The organism is Bacillus coahuilensis m4-4, from assembly GCF_000171615.1.
GTDB lineage: Bacteria > Bacillota > Bacilli > Bacillales > Bacillaceae_K > Bacillus_T > Bacillus_T coahuilensis.
On record NZ_ABFU01000013.3, the window covers coordinates 22,489 to 42,650 of the forward strand.

Genomic DNA, 20,162 nt, shown 5'->3' on the forward strand with positions numbered 1-20,162 from the left:
GAGTTGGAAAAAGGGCAGTTGCTGTATGAGGGAAAAGCGAAGAGGATCTTTGCTACAGATAATCAAGAAACCGTTTGGATAGAATATAAAAATTCCGCGACAGCTTTTAATGGGGAAAAGAAAGCGGAAATCCAAGGGAAAGCTAGGCTTAACAACGAGATTACAAGTTTGCTATTCGAAAAACTCAAAGAAAAAGGCATTCAATCTCATTTTATCAAGAGAATCTCATCAACAGAACAAGTAGTCAAACGTGTTTCTATCATTCCATTAGAAGTGGTTGTCAGAAACATAGCTGCGGGAAGCTTGGCGAAGCGAATTGGCTGGGAGGAAGGGACAGAGCTTCCATGCACCATTGTTGAATTTTATTACAAGGATGATGAGCTAGGGGACCCACTTTTAACCGATGAGCATATTTCACTGGTCGGTGTAGCCACACCTGAGGAGCTGGGAAGACTACGCGATATGGGCTTACAAGTGAATGATGTTTTGCAGGAGCTATTTCTGGAAATTGGCATTACGCTAGTTGATTTTAAGCTAGAGTTTGGAAAGGACGAGAAAGGAAACATTCTTCTTGCAGATGAGATTTCACCTGATACATGTAGACTTTGGGACAAAGAAACAAATGAAAAGCTAGATAAAGATGTATTTCGAAGAGATTTGGGAAGCTTGACAGAAGTGTATAGCATTATTTTAAGCCGATTAGGGGGAAAAGAAGCATGGTCAAAGTAAAGGTGTTTGTTACGTTACGTGAGAGTGTTGTCGATCCACAAGGTACAGCGGTTCAGAAGGCATTACACAGCATGGGGTATAAAGAGGTTCAAGAAACAAGAATCGGTAAATACATGGAGTTAACTCTAGAAGAAACCAGCAACTTAGATGAGCGCGTAAAAGAAATGTGCGAACGTATTCTAGCCAATCCAGTGATTGAGGATTTTCACTATGAAGTGTTAGAGGAGAGTGTGAGCAAGTGAGATTTGCATGTATCGTCTTTCCAGGATCCAATTGTGATGTAGATATGTATCATGCCATTAAGGATGAGCTTGGTGAGGAAGTAGAGTACGTTCATCATCATGAAGCAAGCTTAGAGGGATTTGACGGGGTGTTACTGCCTGGTGGATTTTCTTATGGAGATTACTTACGTTCCGGTGCCATCGCTAGATTTTCTACTATTATGAAGGAAATCGTGAAGGTAGCGGAAGAAGGGAAGCCAGTCCTTGGGGTATGCAATGGGTTTCAAATATTGCTAGAGGCAGGGCTGCTTCCAGGTGCGATGAAGCGAAATGAACAATTAACGTTTATTTGTGACAACGTGACGCTTCGGGTAGAGCAATCTTCCTCCATGTTCACCAACTCATATGAAACGTTTGAAGAGATTAGAATACCTATTGCGCACGGTGAAGGAAATTACGATTGCGATGACGAGACATATGAGGAGTTAAAACGTTCGAATCGTATTGCCTTTACGTATAGCGGTGTGAATCCTAATGGGTCAAAAGGAAATATCGCAGGGATCCTAAATGAACAAGGGAATGTACTCGGGATGATGCCTCACCCTGAACGTGCGGTTGATGCACTTTTAGGTGGAGTAGATGGAATCCGTCTATTTAAATCGATTGTAAAGCACTGGAGGGAACAACATGTCGTTAATGCTTGAACCAACAGAACAGCAGGTAAAAGAAGAAAAGCTTTATCGGGATATGGGTTTAACAGATGAAGAGTTTGCTAGTATTGAAAATATTTTAGGTAGAACGCCCAATTATACAGAAACAGGATTATTCTCTGTAATGTGGTCCGAACACTGCTCGTATAAAAACTCAAAGCCTGTTTTAAGAAAATTTCCAACAACAGGTGAGAAGGTGTTGCAAGGACCTGGTGAAGGAGCGGGGATCGTTGATATCGGAGACAATCAAGCAGTGGTATTCAAAATCGAGAGTCATAATCACCCATCTGCCATCGAGCCTTACCAAGGAGCTGCAACAGGTGTGGGCGGAATTATCCGTGATGTATTTTCAATGGGAGCAAGACCCATCGCGCTCCTCAATTCTTTACGCTTTGGAGAGTTGGATTCTCCTCGTGTTCAGTATCTTTTTGAAGAAGTCGTAGCGGGTATAGCAGGCTATGGTAACTGCATGGGGATTCCAACCGTTGGCGGAGAAGTTCAATTTGATCCATGCTACGAAGGAAACCCTCTTGTCAATGCAATGTGCGTAGGGCTAATCAATCATGAAGACATCAAGAAAGGTCAAGCACACGGTGTTGGCAATACAGTCATGTACGTAGGGGCAAAACAGGACGCGATGGTATTCACGGAGCAACTTTTGCCTCTGAAGAATTGAGTGAAGAGTCAGAGTCTAAGCGTCCAGCTGTTCAAGTCGGAGACCCATTTATGGAGAAGCTATTATTAGAAGCTTGCCTTGAGTTAATTCAATCAGATGCGTTAGTAGGAATTCAAGATATGGGAGCTGCTGGTTTAACATCGTCTTCTGCTGAGATGGCGAGTAAGGCAGGTTCTGGTATTAATATGAATTTGGATCTTGTTCCTCAACGTGAAATAGGCATGACGGCGTATGAAATGATGCTATCTGAGTCACAGGAAAGAATGTTAATTGTCGTGAAAAAGGGTCGTGAGCAAGAAATTATTGACCTATTTACTCGTTTCGAGCTAGAAGCGGTTGCGATTGGAGAAGTTACGGATTCGAAAAAGCTACGACTCTTCCACGGGGGAGAATGTATAGCGGAAGTTCCAGTTGATGCCCTTGCGGAAGAAGCACCTGTGTACCATAAACCATCCGCTGAGCCTGCTTATTACGTTGAGTATCAACAAATGAATGTAGGCGCACCTGTAGTAAAAGATCTTAACGAGACTCTTAAACAACTACTTTCTCAACCTACGATTGCTAGTAAAGAGTGGGTATATAAACAATACGATCATCAAGTACGTACGAGTACAGTCGTATCCCCTGGATCTGATGCTGCGGTTGTAAGAATTCGTGGAACGAAAAAAGCACTGGCGATGACAACAGATTGTAATTCTCGTTACATTTACCTAGATCCAGAGGTTGGTGGACAAATTGCGGTAGCTGAAGCAGCCCGAAATATTGTCTGCTCAGGTGGAGTACCTCTTGCCATTACAGACTGTTTGAATTTTGGAAATCCAGAAAAACCAGAAATCTTCTGGCAGTTAGAGAAGGCTGTGGACGGAATGAGTGAAGCTTGTAAAATGCTTGAAGCACCCGTGATTGGCGGGAATGTATCTCTATACAATGAAACAAATGGAACAGCCGTATATCCTACACCTGTCGTCGGAATGGTTGGTTTAATAGAAGACATTCAATATGTGACAACACAAGAGTTTAAGCAAGCGGGAGATAAAATTTATGTAGTTGGTGAGACAGGCGAAGAATTTGGAGGAAGTGAGCTTCAAAAATTGATAGAAGGGCGTATTTTTGGGCCTGCCCCGTCCATTGATTTACAGGTAGAGAAAAAACGTCAGCAGCAAATCTTGAAGGCAATTCAATCAGGTCTCGTACAGTCTGCACATGACCTAGCAGAAGGTGGATTAGGCGTTGCGCTAAGTGAGTCTTGTTTCGGTACAGAGCTAGGAGCTACTGTAACACTACAAGGGGAACCCGTTTCAGAGCTGTTCAGTGAAACGCAATCTCGTTTTCTTGTCAGTGTAAAAGAAGAACATCAAGCACAGTTTGAACAGCTTGTAGAAGATGCCGTTCCAATTGGTGAAGTGGTCTCACATAGACAGCTTAAGGTTCTATCATGTGAAGGAACCATCCATCTACTTGGAGATGTTCAGGAATTAGAAGCCGCTTGGAGAGGAGCTATCCCATGCTTGCTGAAGTAAGAGGCTTAAACGAAGAATGTGGAATTTTTGGGGTGGTGGGGGCATGAAAATGCCTCCCAAATCACGTATTACGGACTTCATAGCTTGCAGCACAGAGGGCAAGAAGGTGCTGGAATCGTGGTAACGGACGGCGAAACCCTTAAAGGTGTAAAGGGTGAAGGGTTAGTGAATGAAGTATTTAATGCAGATAAACTAAAAGAGCTTAAAGGCAAAGGAAGCATTGGGCACGTTCGTTATGCAACAGCTGGTGGAGGAGGCTATGAGAATGTACAGCCGTTACTATTCCATTCTCAAACAGGCAGCTTAGGTCTTGCTCATAACGGTAATTTAGTGAATGCAACGGCTCTTAAGCACCAAATGGAAGGGCAAGGGAGCATATTCCAAACAAGCTCTGATACAGAAGTATTAGCACACTTAATCAAACGTAGTGGTTATAGAGAGTTTAAGGACAGAGTAAAAAATGCTCTAACGATGTTAAAAGGTGCCTACGCCTTCTTATTAATGACAGAAACTGAGCTGATGGTTGCGTTAGATCCTAATGGTCTTCGTCCATTATCACTCGGAAAGATTGGAGACGCATACTGCGTTGCATCTGAAACCTGCGCGTTTGATATTGTTGGAGCAACGTATATACGAGATGTAGAGCCAGGAGAGCTTATCACCATTAACGATTCAGGTATTTCTTCAGATTATTTTACTTACTCAGGGAATCGGGCGATGTGTTCAATGGAATATATCTATTTTTCAAGACCAGATAGCAATATTTCAGGCATCAATGTGCATAGCGCTAGAAAACGTCTAGGAAAACAATTAGCTCTTGAAGTGCCGATTGATGCGGATGTCGTAACAGGTGTGCCGGATAGCAGTATCTCAGCCGCTATTGGGTATGCGGAGGAAAGCGGTATTCCCTATGAACTGGGATTAATTAAAAACCGTTATGTTGGTAGAACGTTCATCCAGCCGTCTCAGTCTCTTCGTGAGCAAGGGGTTAAAATGAAGCTTTCCCCTGTGCGGGGCGTCGTAGAAGGAAAGCGTGTAGTAATGGTCGATGATTCTATTGTTAGAGGAACGACGAGTAGAAGGATTGTGACGATGCTTCGAGAGGCAGGTGCGAAAGAGGTACATGTGGCCATTAGTTCACCGCCTATAAAGCATCCGTGCTTCTACGGCATTGACACAAGCACTCATGAAGAATTAATTGCATCGAAGCATTCAGTGGAAGACATACGTCAAATCATTGGTGCAGACTCTCTCACATTCTTAAGTGTAGAGGGAACCATGCAGGCAATTGGACGAAAGGATCCTTCTCCGAACTGCGGACAATGCTTAGCGTGTTTTACAGGGAAATATCCGACGGAAATCTATCCAGATACCGTTTTACCATACGAAAAAGAAATGGTGTAGGGGGATCACGATGAATCAATATAAAGATGCGGGAGTCAATATTGAAGCAGGATATGAAGCGGTAGAAAGAATGAAGTCTCACGTAAAACGTACGGAACGATTTGGTGTCATGGGAACGATTGGAGGCTTTGGAGGTCTATTCGACTTGTCTTCACTCAAAATGAAAGAACCAGTTCTTGTTTCTGGGACAGATGGAGTTGGAACGAAGCTGAAGCTTGCCTTTCAACTTGACCGCCACGATACCATTGGAATCGATTGTGTTGCCATGTGCGTCAATGACATAGTGGTTCAAGGGGCAACGCCTCTTTTCTTTTTAGATTATATAGCTTGCGGTAAAGCGTTTCCTGAGAAGCTTGAAGGCATAGTGAAAGGAATTGCTGATGGGTGCGTAGAGAGTGGAGCGGCCTTAATCGGGGGAGAGACCGCTGAGATGCCTGGCTTGTATGATGAGCAAGAATATGATCTTGCCGGGTTTGTTGTAGGTGCATGTGAGAAGCCACAGCTGATTACCGGGGAGAATATCTGTGAAGGAGATAGGCTAATTGGTATTAGCTCATCTGGAGTGCATAGTAATGGTTTTTCTCTTGTCCGTAAAATTATTGATCAAAACAGTCTTGATTTACAAGAAGAGTATAGCGAGCTTGGAGGCAAAACGCTAGGAGAAGCCCTATTAACTCCAACAAAGATCTATGTGAAGCCTGTTCTTGAGGTGCTCTCTCATTTTGATGTAAACGGTATGGCCCATATTACAGGTGGGGGCTTTTACGAAAACATCCCACGTATGCTGCCTAACGGCTTGGGCGCAAGCATTCATCTAGATTCATTTAAACGACCAGCGGTTTTTGCTCTTTTACAAGAGTGGGGAAGTGTACCGACAGATGAAATGTACTCTGTATTTAATATGGGAGTTGGCTTTATCATGTGCGTGCCTGAATGGCAGGCGGCAGAAGTCGTTGAGCTACTAGAGAGCTTAGGGGAAACCGCATCGGTTATTGGAAAAGTTGTAGCAGGTGAAGGTGTTACTCTACACAATTAGCGAGGTAAAGCGCTATTATAATAAAGGAAGTGTCAGGATGACGAAGATGGCCGTGTTTGCCTCTGGAAATGGTAGTAATTTTCAAGCCATTATAGATGGATGCCGCAATCATAGCATCCCGGGGAGTGTTGAGCTACTTGTGTGTGATCAACCAGAGGCTTTTGCAGTAGAGAGAGCAAGGGAGTACGGAATTCCAACTTTTGTTTTTCGTGCAAAAAACTATTCCAGTAAAAAGGCTTTTGAAGAAGAGATTTTAAGGGAATTAGGAAATAGAGACATCAAGTGGATTCTGTTAGCTGGTTATATGAGGTTAATTGGAGAGACGTTACTCTGTTCCTATCCTAAACGAATCGTGAACATTCACCCTTCTTTACTGCCACATTTTCCAGGTAAGGACGCAATAGCACAAGCGCTTGAAGCTAGTGCGAACGAAACGGGAGTTACAGTTCATTATGTTGATGAAGGAATGGATACAGGCCCAATTATTTCTCAAAGAAGTGTCGATATCCTTCCAGGAGAAACCGTGACGAGCTTACAGAAAAAAATTCAGCAAGTAGAACATGAATTATACCCTTCCGTAGTGAAGGCACTTCTTGAACAAACAGATGAGAGGAGCAGGTAAGTTGAAAAGAGCATTGATTTCAGTTTCGGAAAAAAGCGGAGTGGTTGAATTTGCCAGAGAGTTAAAAGAATTAGGGTACATGATTCTATCTACTGGTGGGACGAAAAAAATTCTTTTAGAGAGTGGTATTGAAGTAACGGGTGTAGATGAAGTTACAGGATTCCCAGAAATCTTAGATGGACGAGTAAAAACTCTTCACCCTCGTATTCACGGAGGATTGTTAGCTAGGCGAAATAATGAAGAACATGTGAAAGCAGTAGAGGAGCAAGGGATAGACTTTATTGATTTAGTATGTGTGAATTTGTATCCGTTCCAACAAACCATCGCCATGCCGAATGTGACGGAAGAAGAAGCCATTGAAAATATTGATATTGGTGGGCCTTCTATGCTACGCTCTGCCGCTAAAAATTTTGAAGATGTGACAGTCGTGGTGGATTATGTTGACTATCAAATGATCCTTTCACAGCTTCGTGAAAAGGGAGAGGTTGACCGCGAGACACGCTGTAAGCTAGCGGCAAAGGTCTTTAGACATACGGCTGCCTATGATGCGTACATAGCTGAGTATTTAACAAAATGTGCCCAGGAAGAAAATCCAGAACAGTTAACCTTAACCTATGAAAAAATGAATTCATTACGTTACGGTGAAAACCCACATCAACAGGCGTCATTTTACCGTACACCAATGGGGTCTGACTCCTCTATCGCAGCAGCAAGACAGTGGAACGGAAAGGAATTATCGTTCAATAACATTCGAGATGCAGACGCTGCGCTTCAAATGGTTAAAGAATTCTCAGAGCCCGCTGCTGTGGCAGTAAAGCATATGAATCCATGTGGTGTGGGTGTAGGGGATACGGTTCTAGAAGCATTTGAACGAGCGTATCAAGCAGATCCAATTTCGATTTTTGGAGGAATTGTGGCAATAAATCGACCGGTAGATCTTGAAACGGCAGAAAAGCTGCATGAAATCTTTTTAGAGATTGTTATGGCTCCAGCTTTCACAGAGGAAGCGTTAGAGCTTTTAAAAGGTAAAAAGAACCTGCGCTTATTAACGGTATCCTTTGACCAAACAGGTTCTCCGGAACGTATGCTCACTTCTGTTGGAGGTGGATTGTTACTACAAGATCAAGACACTCTTGGTCTTGAAGATGCAGAGCTTCGCGTAGTCACAAAGCGTGAGCCTTCAGAAGAAGAATGGAAAGCATTAAAGCTAGGATGGAGCATTGTCAAACATGTGAAATCTAATGCGATTGTTGTGAGCAATGCTGAAATGACTCTTGGTGTAGGAGCCGGTCAAATGAATCGTGTGGGTGCGGCGAAAATCGCTTTAGAGCAAGCGGGTGAAAAAGCTCAAGGAGCAGCGTTAGCTTCGGATGCATTTTTCCCTATGGAAGATACTGTTGAAGCTGCAGCAAAAGCAGGCATCACAGCGATCATTCAGCCTGGAGGCAGTATTCGTGATGAGGATAGCATTAAAAAAGCTGACGAATATGGAATAACAATGGTGGTAACGGGAATCCGTCATTTTAAACATTAATTAATACGAGAGTCTGTCTGGGGGGATTTGATGAAGGTTTTAGTGATCGGAAGTGGCGGAAGAGAGCATGCCATTTGTCATAAATTGATGGAGAGTGAAAGTGTATCTGCGGTCTATTGTGAACCAGGAAGCGATGCGATTTCTGAAGTGGCGACGTGTGAGGGAATAGACCCGTTAGATTTTGTTTCTCTCGTATCCTTGGTTAAAAGAGAGGGCATTGAGCTTACGATTGTGGGACCTGAGGCTCCTCTTGTGGCTGGGATTGTAGATTTTTTCCAAGAAAACGATTTGTTGATTTTTGGACCAACACAAAAGGCGGCCCAAATTGAAGGAAGTAAACGCTTTGCGAAGGATCTAATGAAGCAATACAATATTCCAACAGCGGCTTATGAGACCTTCACTTCGATTCAAGACGCAAAAGAATATATTGCTTCAACAAAAGGTCCCTATGTGATTAAAGCAAATGGTTTGGCTGCAGGAAAAGGAGTTGTCATCGCAGATGGTGAACAAGAGGCATGCCAAGCAGTAGAAAGTATGCTCTCAGGCTCAAAGTTTGGCGAGGCAGGTAGGGAGATTGTCATTGAAGCGTTCCTAGAAGGAGAAGAGTTTTCTCTTATGGCATTTGTTAATGGCACAACCGTAATTCCACTAGAAATTGCTCAAGATCATAAGCGTGTGGGTGAAGGTGATACGGGATTAAATACAGGAGGCATGGGAGCGTATTCCCCTGTTCCACAGATTCCGAAATCAGTCGTCACTCAAGCAGTAGAGACGATTATGAAGCCAGTGGCTGAAGCAATGGTGAAAGAAGGCAGAAGCTTCACAGGGATACTGTACGGTGGATTAATGCTGACAAAAGAAGGACCGAAAGTCATCGAATTTAATGCGAGATTTGGTGATCCTGAAACGCAGGTAGTATTGCCACGTCTTGAGTCAGATCTAGGTGTCGTGCTGAAAAACATATTGGGAGGTGGGCATGTCGAGCTTAGCTGGACAAAAAAGACGGTAGTTGGGATTGTCTTAGCAAGTCTTGGATATCCAGAGCAATATGAGACAGGCACGGCGATTGAGGGGCTTTCAGAAGTGAAGGGTGATTCTTACGTTTTCCATAGTGGAACAAAGAAGCAGAACGAGGAGTATGTTTCAAGCGGCGGTCGAGTCGTAGTCATTGGTGCAAAAGGTGAAGGTGTAAAAGAGGCGAGAGAAAAAGCCCTTCGTTCACTTTCAACCATTCAAAATTTAACTAACTTCCATTACCGAAAGGATATCGGTTATCGAGCTATTATGTTCGACGATTCTTCCCTTTTCGAATATACACAAACAAAATAGCAACAATTCCGCCAATTAAGGAAATAAGCACATAGCTCATATCGGTTACGTATTCCCAGAACATAGAGAGTCCTCCTTTATTTAGGTGTCCAGATGATAGACCTGGACACCTTTTTGAATAGTTAGTGCATTGGCCAGCCCTTGGGACCCGGGGTATGGTCTCACTCACAACAAATCTTGAAGTGATTATCCTACCCCATTAAAATTTTTACCTAAAATTCCATCTTATCTTGAGTGGAATGATCGGTAGTCGTTTGTTCCTTTACTTCTTCTAAAATAGAGTCTGTGCCTTCCTGACTCATAAATTTATTCATTAAGTTTTGGATGGATTTGTTTGGACTCGCTCCTTTATTGTAGTCATGATTGTGATCATGATCATTTCTAGATTCAAACAAATCAACGATTGGGCAGTATCGTAAAATTCCTTCCCCTACCTTCATCGCTCCAAGTGCCGCTAAAAGGAGATAGGATTCTTTCCAGTGCTTACGCGTTAGCTTCGACGTAGCGAAAGTTAATATGGTAAAACCAGCTGTAATACGAATAAGCGCATTCACGATCCCAATATTTTGTGATACTTTCAATTTTGTCCACCTCTTTACAGAATTTTTATAACATTTAATCATCTTCTAACGTTCTTTACATTAAAATATGTTACGATAATAAAAATTGGAAACCTAAGGAGTGAAAGGAACATGGGTCACCCTTCTCAATGGAAAAACAAGCAAATTCGTGAACATATAGATGTAATTGAAGGCAAAATTTCACCAACAGTGCTTTTAAAGGATGCTACATATTTGCATTCTGGATTCAAGAAGTGGATAAAGGGTCATATTTGGATATACGAAGACCGTATCATTTATGCTGGTCCAACACTTCCTGAGAATACAGAGGAATGTGAAATGATCGATTGTGAAAAGCTGACCATTGTACCTGGCTATATCGAGCCTCATGTTCACCCTTTTCAATTATATAATCCCCACAGCTTTGCACAGTATGCATCGAAAACGGGGACGACTACACTCATTAATGACAATCTTATGTTCTTTTTATTAAATAATAAAAAGAAAGCGTTTTCTTTGTTAGATTCTTACAAACATCTTCCTGTGTCCATGTTTTGGTGGTGCCGGTTTGATTCGCAATCAGAGATGGAGAATGAAGAGAAAATCTTTTCACTTGAAGCAGTGAAGACATGGCTAAAGAGAGATGATGTCATCCAAGGAGGAGAGCTTACGAGCTGGCCACGTCTTGTTCAAGGTGACGATATGATACTTCAATGGATACAAGAAACGAAAAAATTAAGGGAAAAAAGTAGAAGGGCATTTTCCAGGTGCATCTGAGAGGACGCTCGCTATGATGAGCTTATTTGGTGTAGATAGTGATCATGAAAGCATGACTGGAAAAGAAGCGTATCAGCGTATATTACATGGATTTACGGTGGCACTAAGACATTCCTCCATTCGCAAAGATCTAGAAAAGCTATTAGATGAACTAAAGGAACTTGAAGTAGATCATTATCGCTCTCTGATGTTAACAACGGATGGCTCTACTCCGTCTTTTTATAAAAATGGGGTCATTGATTTTCTGCTTCGTATTTGCTTAGAAAAAGGGATTCCGGCCATCGATGCATACGAAATGGCGTCGTACAATGTTGCCTCATATTATGGACTTTCTGCTACCCATGGCTCCATCGCTACTGGGCAAATTGCGAATATTAACATACTAGAAAACCCAACTAATCCAACGCCGATTGGGGTTTTAAGCAAAGGTCAGTGGGTAGTTCATCCACAAAAAAGCGTGAGTGTATGGGATGATGAAATTCAACAGTCTCTTCCAGATATGAAGATTGATTGGGAATTGAAAGCGGATGATATGCAGTTTTCTATGCCTTTTGGAATGAAGCTTGTAAATGATGTGATTACGAAGCCTTATTCTGTACAAATTGATGCCAGTTTAGAGGAGCTTTCTTTAGAGCACGACCATAGTTATTTATTGCTCCTTGATCGTCATGGGAAATGGAGAATTAGTACAATGATTCAGGGATTCAGCAGTGGTGTGAAAGGATTAGCTTCTTCTTTTACCGGTACGGGGGATATTGTAATCATTGGAAAGAATCGAAAGGATATGATTAGAGCATTTAATGAAATGAAGAGGCTAAATGGAGGGATTGTGGTGGTGGAGGATGAGGAAATCATCTTTGAACTACCTCTACCGTTTATGGGAGTCATGTCTGACCTCCCAATGGAAGAATTAATAGAGAAGCAAGAGGAGCTTCAATTCATCTTGAGGGAAAGAGGATATGATCATAGTGATCCAGTTTATACATTATTGTTCCTAACGTCAACTCATCTTCCATATATTAGGATAACGCCAAAAGGAATTTATGATGTGATGAAAAAAACGTACTCTTTCCTGCTATAATGCGTTAAAATATAAAAGAGAATCAAGGTATTGACGAGGTGTAGCTTATGTTGAAACAAACGGTATTCTCGGTTGCAACCCTTTTATTATTAGCAGGTTGTAACGGATCGAAAGAAGAAGTAGTAGAACCTATTAGCGAAACAAAAGAACCAACTGTTGAAGAAGTGGAAGAAATAAAAGAAGAGTCAGCGTTTACCTATCCGTTAACCGGTCTCAAAGTAGACGAAGCAGCTACAAATCGACCAATCGCTGTGACAGTAAATAATCATCCAAAGGCGAGACCCCAGTCAGGACTACATAAAGCGGACATTGTGTATGAAATGCTAGCAGAAGGGGACGTAACAAGATTAGTAGCCGTCTATCAAAGCACTTACCCACAACTGGTAGGACCAGTAAGGAGCTCACGTACGTATTTTATAGATATTGCCAAAGGATTCGATAGTATTTATATTGCCCATGGGTATTCACCCGATGCAAAAGCAATTCTTTCTTCCGGTGAAATTGATCATTTAAACGGGATGCAATATGATGGCACACTATTCCACCGGGCTTCCGATCGTCAAGCACCTCACAATTCTTATATTACCTTTGAGAATATTCTAAAAGGGGCTGACAAATTAGGTTTTGAGACCGTAGCGGTTCCGACTCCTCTCACATTCAGCGAAGAAGGTACAGAAGGCCAAAACCAGCAATCGTTTAGCGTATCATATTATAACAATTCTGACTTTACTTCACAGTATCAATTCGATTCGACAACGTCTTCCTATTCACGGTATAATAAAGGAACCCAATTGATAGACAAGGAATCTCAAGAACCTATTACATTGAGTAACATCTTTGTGATAGAAACAGATCATGAAGTAGTAGACAGTGTAGGCAGAAGAGATATTGACCTCACATCAGGCGGTTCCGGTTATCTGTTCCAAAACGGATTTAAGCTAGATGTTAAGTGGAAAAATGAGAATGGCATTCTGATCCCATACGGAGAAAAAGGACCCCTTCCATTCATTCCAGGTCAAACTTGGGTTCACATCGTTCCGTCCCTAAGTAGTGTACAAATGGACTAGACTGTATATAAAAGGAGTAATCACATGCAAATAGATAAATTAAGAGGTAAGGAGCTAGACCAGCTGTTTACATCGATTCTTTCCCTTCAGGATTTAGAAGAATGCTATCGATTTTTTGACGATCTTTGTACGGTAAATGAAATTCAATCTCTAGCACAGCGTTTAGAAGTAGCGAAAATGCTTGGAGAAGGAAATACATACCATAAGATTGAAACGCAAACAGGAGCAAGCACCGCTACCATTTCTCGCGTGAAACGTTGTTTGAACTATGGAAATGATGCCTATAAGTTAGTATTGGATCGGATCAAGGAAGAAGAAAAGTCTGCAGAGTAATCTGCAGGCTTTTTTTTAGCATTTTTGGAGTGAAATTTTGATATAAAACAATGTATTCGTGTTTACGGGCAATTTTTAGTAGATTACGGGCAATATTGGTTGTGTTATGGGCAAATTTTTTAAAATATGGGCAAATTACAGAAGGTTACGGGCAAATAATTAGTAATACGGGCAAATTTAATTAAAAAGTAACACTTCTGAGCTAGTCATAATTCTCTATCCCCTCTCTCTCTTTCATGCACTCTTTCTTCCTCTAATCTCCTTCTACTATTCTTTCTCCTCCTAACCACATCATGCTATAATGGGGAAATGGATGATGGACTAGGAGGACGGAAGATGTACGATGTAAAAGAATGGAGACATGTATTCAAACTAGACCCAAATAAAGAGATTTCTGATGAAGAATTAGAACAAGTTTGTGAGTCTGGTACAGATGCCGTCTTAGTTGGAGGCTCTGATGGTGTGACGTTAGAAAACGTCCTAAGTTTAATGGCAAGAATTAGACGATACACGGTTCCTTGTGTATTAGAGGTTTCCACGATTGAATCGATTACACCCGGCTTTGATTTTTACTATATTCCGATGGTGTTAAATAGTGATAATCCTAAATGGACAAAGAATCTTCATCACGAAGCAGTGAAAGAATATGGGGAGATTATGAACTGGGATGAAATCTTAGTGGAGGGGTATTGCATTTTAAATAAAGAATGCAAAGCAGCGACTCTAACAGAGGCCTATACTGACTTATCCCATGATGATGTGTTAGCCTATGCGAGAATGGCGGAGCACTTATATCATCTGCCCATCTTTTATTTAGAATACAGTGGAACCTACGGTGATCCGCAGCTTGTGAAAAAAGTTTCGGACGTATTAACTGACACAGTGTTGTTTTACGGGGGAGGCATCTCTTCGGTCGAGCAGGCCAAAGAAATGGCGGCTCACGCAGGTGTAGTAGTCATTGGAAATGTCATCTATACCGATATTAAAACCGCTTTGCAAACTGTTTCAGCGGTTAAAGGACTATGATGCGAGAGAAGGAATAATACGATATAATAAGAACAGATGTTCTAATAATGGTGGTGTAAAATATGCAATTTTTAAAAGACCGGCTTTTAAATGGAATGAATCCTGAACAGAAAAAAGCGGTACAAACAACAGATGGTCCACTACTACTAATGGCGGGAGCAGGTTCAGGGAAAACTAGAGTCCTCACTCATCGAATTGCTTATTTAATGGTAGAAAAGCAAATTGCTCCTTACAACATATTGGCGATTACATTTACAAATAAAGCAGCAAGAGAAATGAAGGAGCGTATCAGTAAGATTCTAGGCGGAGCTGCCGAAGATATTTGGGTATCGACCTTCCATTCTATGTGCGTGAGAATTCTTCGTCGGGACATTGACCGCATGGGATACAATCGAAATTTCACGATTCTGGATTCTGGTGATCAGCAGTCGGTTGTAAAGTCTATTTTAAAGGATAAAAATATTGATCCTAAGAAATTTGATCCACGGGCAATCCTTGGTATCATCTCGAATGCCAAAAATGAACTGAAAACTCCTGAAGATTTCAGTAAAACATCTGGCAGCTATTTTGATCAAGTTGCAAGTGATGTGTATATTGAGTATCAAAAGCGCCTTCGCAAAAACCAAGCCCTCGATTTTGACGATTTAATCATGACAACGATTCAGTTGTTTCAAAAGGTCCCAGAAGTACTTGAATACTACCAGCGTAAGTTCCAGTACATACATGTGGATGAGTATCAAGATACAAATCGAGCGCAGTATATGCTTGTAAAATTGATGGCATCTAGATTCCAAAACTTATGTGTAGTGGGGGACTCGGACCAGTCTATTTACGGCTGGAGAGGAGCGGATATTGCCAATATCCTTTCGTTTGAAAAGGATTACCCACGTGCATCTGTTATTTTCTTAGAGCAAAACTATCGTTCAACGAAACGAATCCTACAAGCGGCGAACCATGTGATTGAAAACAATGCCAACCGGAAGCCGAAAAAGCTATGGACGGACAATATGGAAGGTGAGAAGATCACCTATTATCGGGGAGACAATCAACAAGGGGAAGCGCAGTATGTTGCTGGGCAAATCAAAAGCATGGTCGATTCTGGTAAACGGAAGCTATCAGAAATCGCTATATTATATCGAACAAATGCTATGTCCCGTGTAATAGAGGAAGTTTTACTAAAATCCAATATTCAATATAGCATCGTAGGCGGGACGAAGTTCTACGATCGTAAAGAAATTAAAGATATCCTGGCGTACTTACGACTGGTGGCAAATCCAGATGACGATATTAGCTTACAGCGTATTATAAATGTCCCAAAACGTGGAGTCGGTTCGACATCTCTTGATAAAATCGCTCGCTATGCTGATGATCATAATATTTCCATGTTTAGAGCACTGGGAGAAGCGGACTTTATTGGAGTGTCACCTAAAGTAGCAAAGGCTCTTCTTGAATTTAGACATCTCGTGTTAGGGTATGAACAACAGCAAGAATATTTATCCGTCACTGAGCTAGTAGAAGAAATCCTTGAAAAGTCTGGATACCGTGACATGTTAAAAGCAGAAAAAAGTATTGAGTCACAAAGTCGATTAGAAAATATTGACGAGTTTTTATCTGTAACCAAATCGTTTGAAGATACAAGTGAAGACAAATCGTTAGTATCCTTCTTAACAGATTTAGCACTCGTTGCCGATATTGATTCTCTAGATGAGGATGACTTGCCGCAGGATGCTGTCACCCTAATGACGTTACACTCCGCCAAAGGGCTAGAATTCCCTGTCGTGTTCCTAATGGGTATGGAAGAAGGGGTATTTCCTCATAGTCGTTCTCTTATGGAAGAAGATGAAATGGAGGAAGAGCGTCGCTTAGCTTATGTAGGGATTACACGTGCAGAAGAGGAGCTTTTCTTAACCAATGCCCAGATGCGTACCTTATATGGACGTACGAATATGAATCCTGTTTCAAGGTTTATTGGTGAAATCCCTGATGAACTTCTGGATAATATGGCGATAGAATCCCCCGCAGTTAGTAGACCTGGGTCACCTTTTCAACGGCAACAGCAGCCAACTAGACGTCCCGTGTCACGTCCAATTTCTCAAACGACCACCGGTGGTGAAAAAGTTGGATGGAAGGTTGGAGATAAAGCCGTTCATAAGAAGTGGGGAACAGGTACTGTTGTCAGCGTAAAAGGAACTGGAGATAGTACAGAGCTTGATATAGCCTTCCCAAGTCCAACCGGGGTCAAGCGATTATTAGCAAAATTCGCGCCAATAGAAAAAGGATAAGAAAGGAATGTAGTGATGGAACGACAATTTGCCGAAGAGCGTGTAAAAGAACTTCATCAAACGTTAAACGAGTGGAACTATGCTTACTATGTTCTCGACAAGCCACAAGTCTCTGACCAAGAGTACGACTCGAAGCTTCAAGAACTCATCGCGATTGAGCAAGAATTTCCTGAATTAAAAACACCAGATTCACCGTCTGAACGCATTGGTGCTCAAGTGTTAGAAGGATTTACGAAGGTTCAGCACGATATTCCGATGCTTAGCCTTGGAAATGCTTTTAATGAGGAAGATTTAAAAGATTTTGACCGAAAAATTCGTGAGCGTGTTGGTGACAATTTCGCCTATGTGTGTGAACTGAAGATTGATGGGCTTGCGATTTCGTTGAAATACGAGGATGGGTTATTTGTACAAGGAGCTACAAGAGGAGACGGCACGATTGGTGAAGATATTACAGCAAATCTTCGCACCATTCGTTCCATCCCCCTTCGTCTAAAAGATGCTGTTACGATTGAAGTACGCGGAGAAGCATTTATGCCGAAACGTTCATTCGTAAGCCTGAATGAAGCGAAGGACGAAGCGGGTGAAGAACCGTTTGCTAATCCACGTAATGCAGCCGCAGGCTCTCTGCGGCAGCTTGATCCGAAAATTGCAGCGTCTAGAAATTTAGATATCTTCTTATATAGTATTGCGAATGGGGAAGAGGTAGGAATGACAGAGCATGCTAAAGCATTAGCTTATTTAGATTCTCTAGGCTTTAAAACCAACCCTCTGCGTAGGCAATGTGAGACGATTGAAGAAGTAATGATGTATGTGGAAGAATGGACTGAGAAACGTCAAGACCTTGCTTACGAAATTGATGGGATCGTAATAAAAGTAAACAGCTTTAGTCAGCAGGACGAGCTTGGGTTTACAGCCAAAAGTCCACGATGGGCCATTGCGTATAAATTTCCTGCAGAAGAAGTGATAACCGTTCTAAAAGATATTGAGCTTAGTGTTGGAAGAACCGGCGCAGTTACTCCAACAGCCATCTTAGAACCTGTACGTGTAGCAGGTACCACCGTTCAACGAGCTTCCCTTCACAATGAAGACCTTATTCGTGAAAAGGATATTCGAATTGGTGACCATGTGATTGTTAAAAAAGCTGGAGATATCATTCCAGAAGTCGTCAGTTCTTTGAAAGAAAGACGTACAGGTGAAGAAAAAGAATTCTTTATGCCTTCCCATTGCCCGGAGTGTGATAGTGAGCTTATCAGAATTGAAGATGAGGTTGCACTGCGTTGTATGAATCCAAAGTGTCCTGCTCTCATTCGTGAAAGCTTAATTCATTTTGTATCAAGAACGGCGATGAACATCGACGGTCTAGGTGAAAAGGTGATTAGCCAGCTATTTAAAGAAGAACTGATTCAAGACGTAGCGGATATTTACTTCTTAACACAAGAGCAGTTGATAGCACTTGAGAGAATTGGGGAAAAATCTGCTCTGAATTTAATTCAAGCGATTGATGCTTCTAGAGAGAATTCATTAGAAAAGCTCTTATTTGGATTAGGCATTCGTCATGTTGGAGCAAAAGCAGCTAAGACGTTAGCCCAAGAATTTGATACATTAACTAATTTGCAAAATGCCTCTAAAGAAGAGCTCATTCGCATTGATGAGATTGGTGACAAGATGGCAGACAGTATTGTCCAATACTTTTCCATGCCTGAAGTTCATGAGCTAATAGCAGAGCTTCAAAAAGCCGAAGTGAATATGCAATATAAAGGTCCAAAAAAGATCGCGGTTGAAGCAGGAGAAACTTCATTTGCAGGTAAAGTCGTTGTGTTAACAGGTAAATTGTCCATCTTAACTAGAAATGAAGCAAAAGAGAAAATAGAACTTCTAGGTGGGAAGGTAACGGGCAGTGTTAGTAAAAAACCGACCTTTTAATCGCAGGAGAAGATGCTGGCTCTAAACTTTCAAAAGCAGAAGAGCTTGGGATTGACATATGGGATGAAGAGAAGCTTGTGGAAGAACTGAATCGATAAGAGGTGTAAAATTGAAAAGTGGTTTGTAACCTTATTGGGTGTAGGGATTTTCCTAGGTGGGTGTGCTCCAACGATTCAAAAGCAAGACCAAGTTGTCGATGAAGGTGCTGAAGAACAAACACAAACTGGGATTATTCCTTCCTTTCAAGTTTCAGAAGAGTATTACCGGGTGCTGTTACCGTATGAACCTAGTGCAAGTCGCGGAGCAGTAGTCCAAAATATAAATAATACGTTAAATATTGAAGAATTTGAGACAGGGCTTATGAGATTATCTCAAGAGTTTTACTCAACAGAAGATTACTATTTCCGTGAAGGTCAGCTTTTGGATTCGGATACGATTTCTAGTTGGTTAGGTAGACAGTCTAGTGAGGATGAAGAAGGTACATTGAAATTGAATCCTGAAATTGCTCCAGGACCTGATCAAGAAGAGCGTCCAGATTTTATTAAACGCCATGAAGACTCTCCTCTATATCTTTCACACATAATCGAACAGAATTACTTAATTAAATCTAGAGACGATACGGTGAAGCTAGGTGGTATCTCCATTGGATTAGCATTAAATTCTGTGTACTACTACAGGGATAGCACGTATACGTATTTTGAATATGCTATTCCAGAAAGTGAAATTATCGAACAAGGACAAAAAAATGGCGGAAAAAGTGGTGTCTACTCTTCGCACTCAATATGCAGATGCTGCAGATGTCCCTATCTTTGTAGCCCTATATGTTCAAGGAGAAAAAAGCTCAACGGTGCCAGGAAATTACTTTGCTTCCTCTTTTGCGGATAGCGGTAAAGGCATTTCAAAATGGAATGACGTAGAGGAAAAGCATTACGCATTCAATATTAGCTCTGAAGCTAATGAATTGTACCGAGAAGATGTTCAGTATTTTAATAACTTTAAGGATGAGATCGAAAACTATTTTCCTAACTATAATGGTGTAGTAGGAACAGGATTCTACCGAGACGGTCAGTTATCCAAATTAAAGATTGATATTCCCATTCAGTTTTACGGCAAAGCAGAATTAGTAGGGTTTGCCCAATATGTGACGGGGACCATTATGGATCAGTTCCCAGATTTCTTTAATATTGAAGTAAATGTTACCTCTGTTAACGGGCAAGAGATATTATTTATCCGTGAACCTGGAGATAAAGAACCGTTTGTTCATATTTATGAGTAGAAAGATGTCCCTTTGGGGGCTATTTTTTTTATGGGTTGAAAGGAGAGTAGGTGGAT

14 protein-coding genes and 5 pseudogenes are annotated in these 20,162 nt (G+C 41.5%); 17 read left to right on the plus strand and 2 right to left on the minus strand.

Annotated elements, in window-relative coordinates; translation table 11 throughout:
- The first annotated feature begins 3 nt into the window (after positions 1-3).
- From purC to purD, 9 genes and pseudogenes are all read left to right on the plus strand, one after another.
- The gene (purC, locus tag M44_RS02740; RefSeq protein WP_010170671.1) at positions 4-729 is read left to right on the plus strand and encodes a phosphoribosylaminoimidazolesuccinocarboxamide synthase; all 726 of its coding nucleotides are present in this window, start codon (positions 4-6) and stop codon (positions 727-729) included.
- The gene (gene purS / locus M44_RS02745) at positions 717-971 is read left to right on the plus strand and encodes a phosphoribosylformylglycinamidine synthase subunit PurS (RefSeq protein ID WP_010170672.1); all 255 of its coding nucleotides are present in this window, start codon (positions 717-719) and stop codon (positions 969-971) included. Before purC ends, purS begins: the two co-directional genes overlap by 13 nt.
- On the plus strand, positions 968-1,654 hold the full coding sequence (purQ, locus tag M44_RS02750) for a phosphoribosylformylglycinamidine synthase subunit PurQ (protein ID WP_010170673.1): 687 nt from the start codon (positions 968-970) through the stop codon (positions 1,652-1,654). The genes purS and purQ overlap by 4 nt, the downstream gene beginning before the upstream one ends.
- Positions 1,638-3,856: pseudogene (gene purL, locus M44_RS19830) on the plus strand (phosphoribosylformylglycinamidine synthase subunit PurL). Before purQ ends, purL begins: the two are co-directional and overlap by 17 nt.
- A pseudogene (purF, locus tag M44_RS19835) lies at positions 3,841-5,260 on the plus strand (amidophosphoribosyltransferase). The pseudogenes purL and purF overlap by 16 nt, the downstream one beginning before the upstream one ends.
- 10 nt (positions 5,261-5,270) lie before the next feature.
- Complete coding sequence (gene purM / locus M44_RS02765; protein ID WP_010170675.1) at positions 5,271-6,296, plus strand: phosphoribosylformylglycinamidine cyclo-ligase; 1,026 nt, start codon at positions 5,271-5,273, stop codon at positions 6,294-6,296.
- 37 nt (positions 6,297-6,333) lie between these two features.
- Entirely contained in the window at positions 6,334-6,918 is a 585-nt protein-coding gene (gene purN / locus M44_RS02770; protein WP_010170676.1) for a phosphoribosylglycinamide formyltransferase, read from the plus strand.
- Positions 6,902-8,452 (plus strand): bifunctional phosphoribosylaminoimidazolecarboxamide formyltransferase/IMP cyclohydrolase, encoded by a 1,551-nt coding sequence (gene purH, locus M44_RS02775; RefSeq protein WP_010170677.1) that lies wholly within the window; start codon positions 6,902-6,904, stop codon positions 8,450-8,452. The genes purN and purH overlap by 17 nt, the downstream gene beginning before the upstream one ends.
- A gap of 30 nt (positions 8,453-8,482) precedes the next feature.
- Positions 8,483-9,781 carry a phosphoribosylamine--glycine ligase gene (gene purD / locus M44_RS02780; RefSeq protein WP_010170678.1) on the plus strand — a complete coding sequence of 433 codons (1,299 nt, stop codon included), beginning with the start codon at positions 8,483-8,485 and terminating at the stop codon, positions 9,779-9,781.
- Here purD and M44_RS29250 read toward each other — a convergent pair.
- Both M44_RS29250 and M44_RS25795 read right to left on the minus strand, forming a co-directional pair.
- Positions 9,735-9,845: an EYxxD motif small membrane protein gene (locus M44_RS29250; RefSeq protein WP_337444023.1), complete on the minus strand. Its 111-nt coding sequence runs from the start codon at positions 9,843-9,845 to the stop codon at positions 9,735-9,737. The genes purD and M44_RS29250 overlap by 47 nt on opposite strands.
- Before the next feature lie 148 nt (positions 9,846-9,993).
- Positions 9,994-10,362, minus strand: coding sequence for a YgaP family membrane protein (locus M44_RS25795; protein WP_010170679.1), 369 nt, complete (start codon positions 10,360-10,362; stop codon positions 9,994-9,996).
- 111 nt (positions 10,363-10,473) lie between these two features.
- Here M44_RS25795 and M44_RS19845 point away from each other — a divergent pair.
- The 8 genes and pseudogenes from M44_RS19845 to M44_RS28670 all read left to right on the plus strand — a co-directional run bounded on the left by M44_RS19845 (position 10,474) and on the right by M44_RS28670 (position 20,106).
- Positions 10,474-12,207 (plus strand): annotated as a pseudogene (locus M44_RS19845) (adenine deaminase C-terminal domain-containing protein).
- 39 nt (positions 12,208-12,246) lie between these two features.
- A complete protein-coding gene (locus M44_RS02795) occupies positions 12,247-13,266 on the plus strand; it encodes a DUF3048 domain-containing protein (RefSeq protein ID WP_010170682.1) in 1,020 nt (339 codons plus the stop codon).
- A 24-nt stretch (positions 13,267-13,290) separates the two neighbouring features.
- Positions 13,291-13,599, plus strand: a complete 309-nt coding sequence (locus M44_RS02800; protein ID WP_010170683.1) for a YerC/YecD family TrpR-related protein — start codon at positions 13,291-13,293, stop codon at positions 13,597-13,599.
- A gap of 336 nt (positions 13,600-13,935) precedes the next feature.
- Complete coding sequence (gene pcrB, locus M44_RS02805) at positions 13,936-14,625, plus strand: heptaprenylglyceryl phosphate synthase (RefSeq protein ID WP_010170684.1); 690 nt, start codon at positions 13,936-13,938, stop codon at positions 14,623-14,625.
- A 62-nt stretch (positions 14,626-14,687) separates the two neighbouring features.
- Complete coding sequence (pcrA, locus tag M44_RS02810) at positions 14,688-16,907, plus strand: DNA helicase PcrA (protein ID WP_010170685.1); 2,220 nt, start codon at positions 14,688-14,690, stop codon at positions 16,905-16,907.
- A gap of 15 nt (positions 16,908-16,922) precedes the next feature.
- Positions 16,923-18,928 (plus strand): annotated as a pseudogene (gene ligA / locus M44_RS19850) (NAD-dependent DNA ligase LigA).
- Between the two features lie 169 nt (positions 18,929-19,097).
- Positions 19,098-19,484: pseudogene (locus M44_RS28665) on the plus strand (CamS family sex pheromone protein); the annotation flags it as partial.
- Between the two features lie 91 nt (positions 19,485-19,575).
- Positions 19,576-20,106: a CamS family sex pheromone protein gene (locus tag M44_RS28670; protein ID WP_272941169.1), complete on the plus strand. Its 531-nt coding sequence runs from the start codon at positions 19,576-19,578 to the stop codon at positions 20,104-20,106.
- The last annotated feature ends 56 nt before the right edge of the window (positions 20,107-20,162 follow it).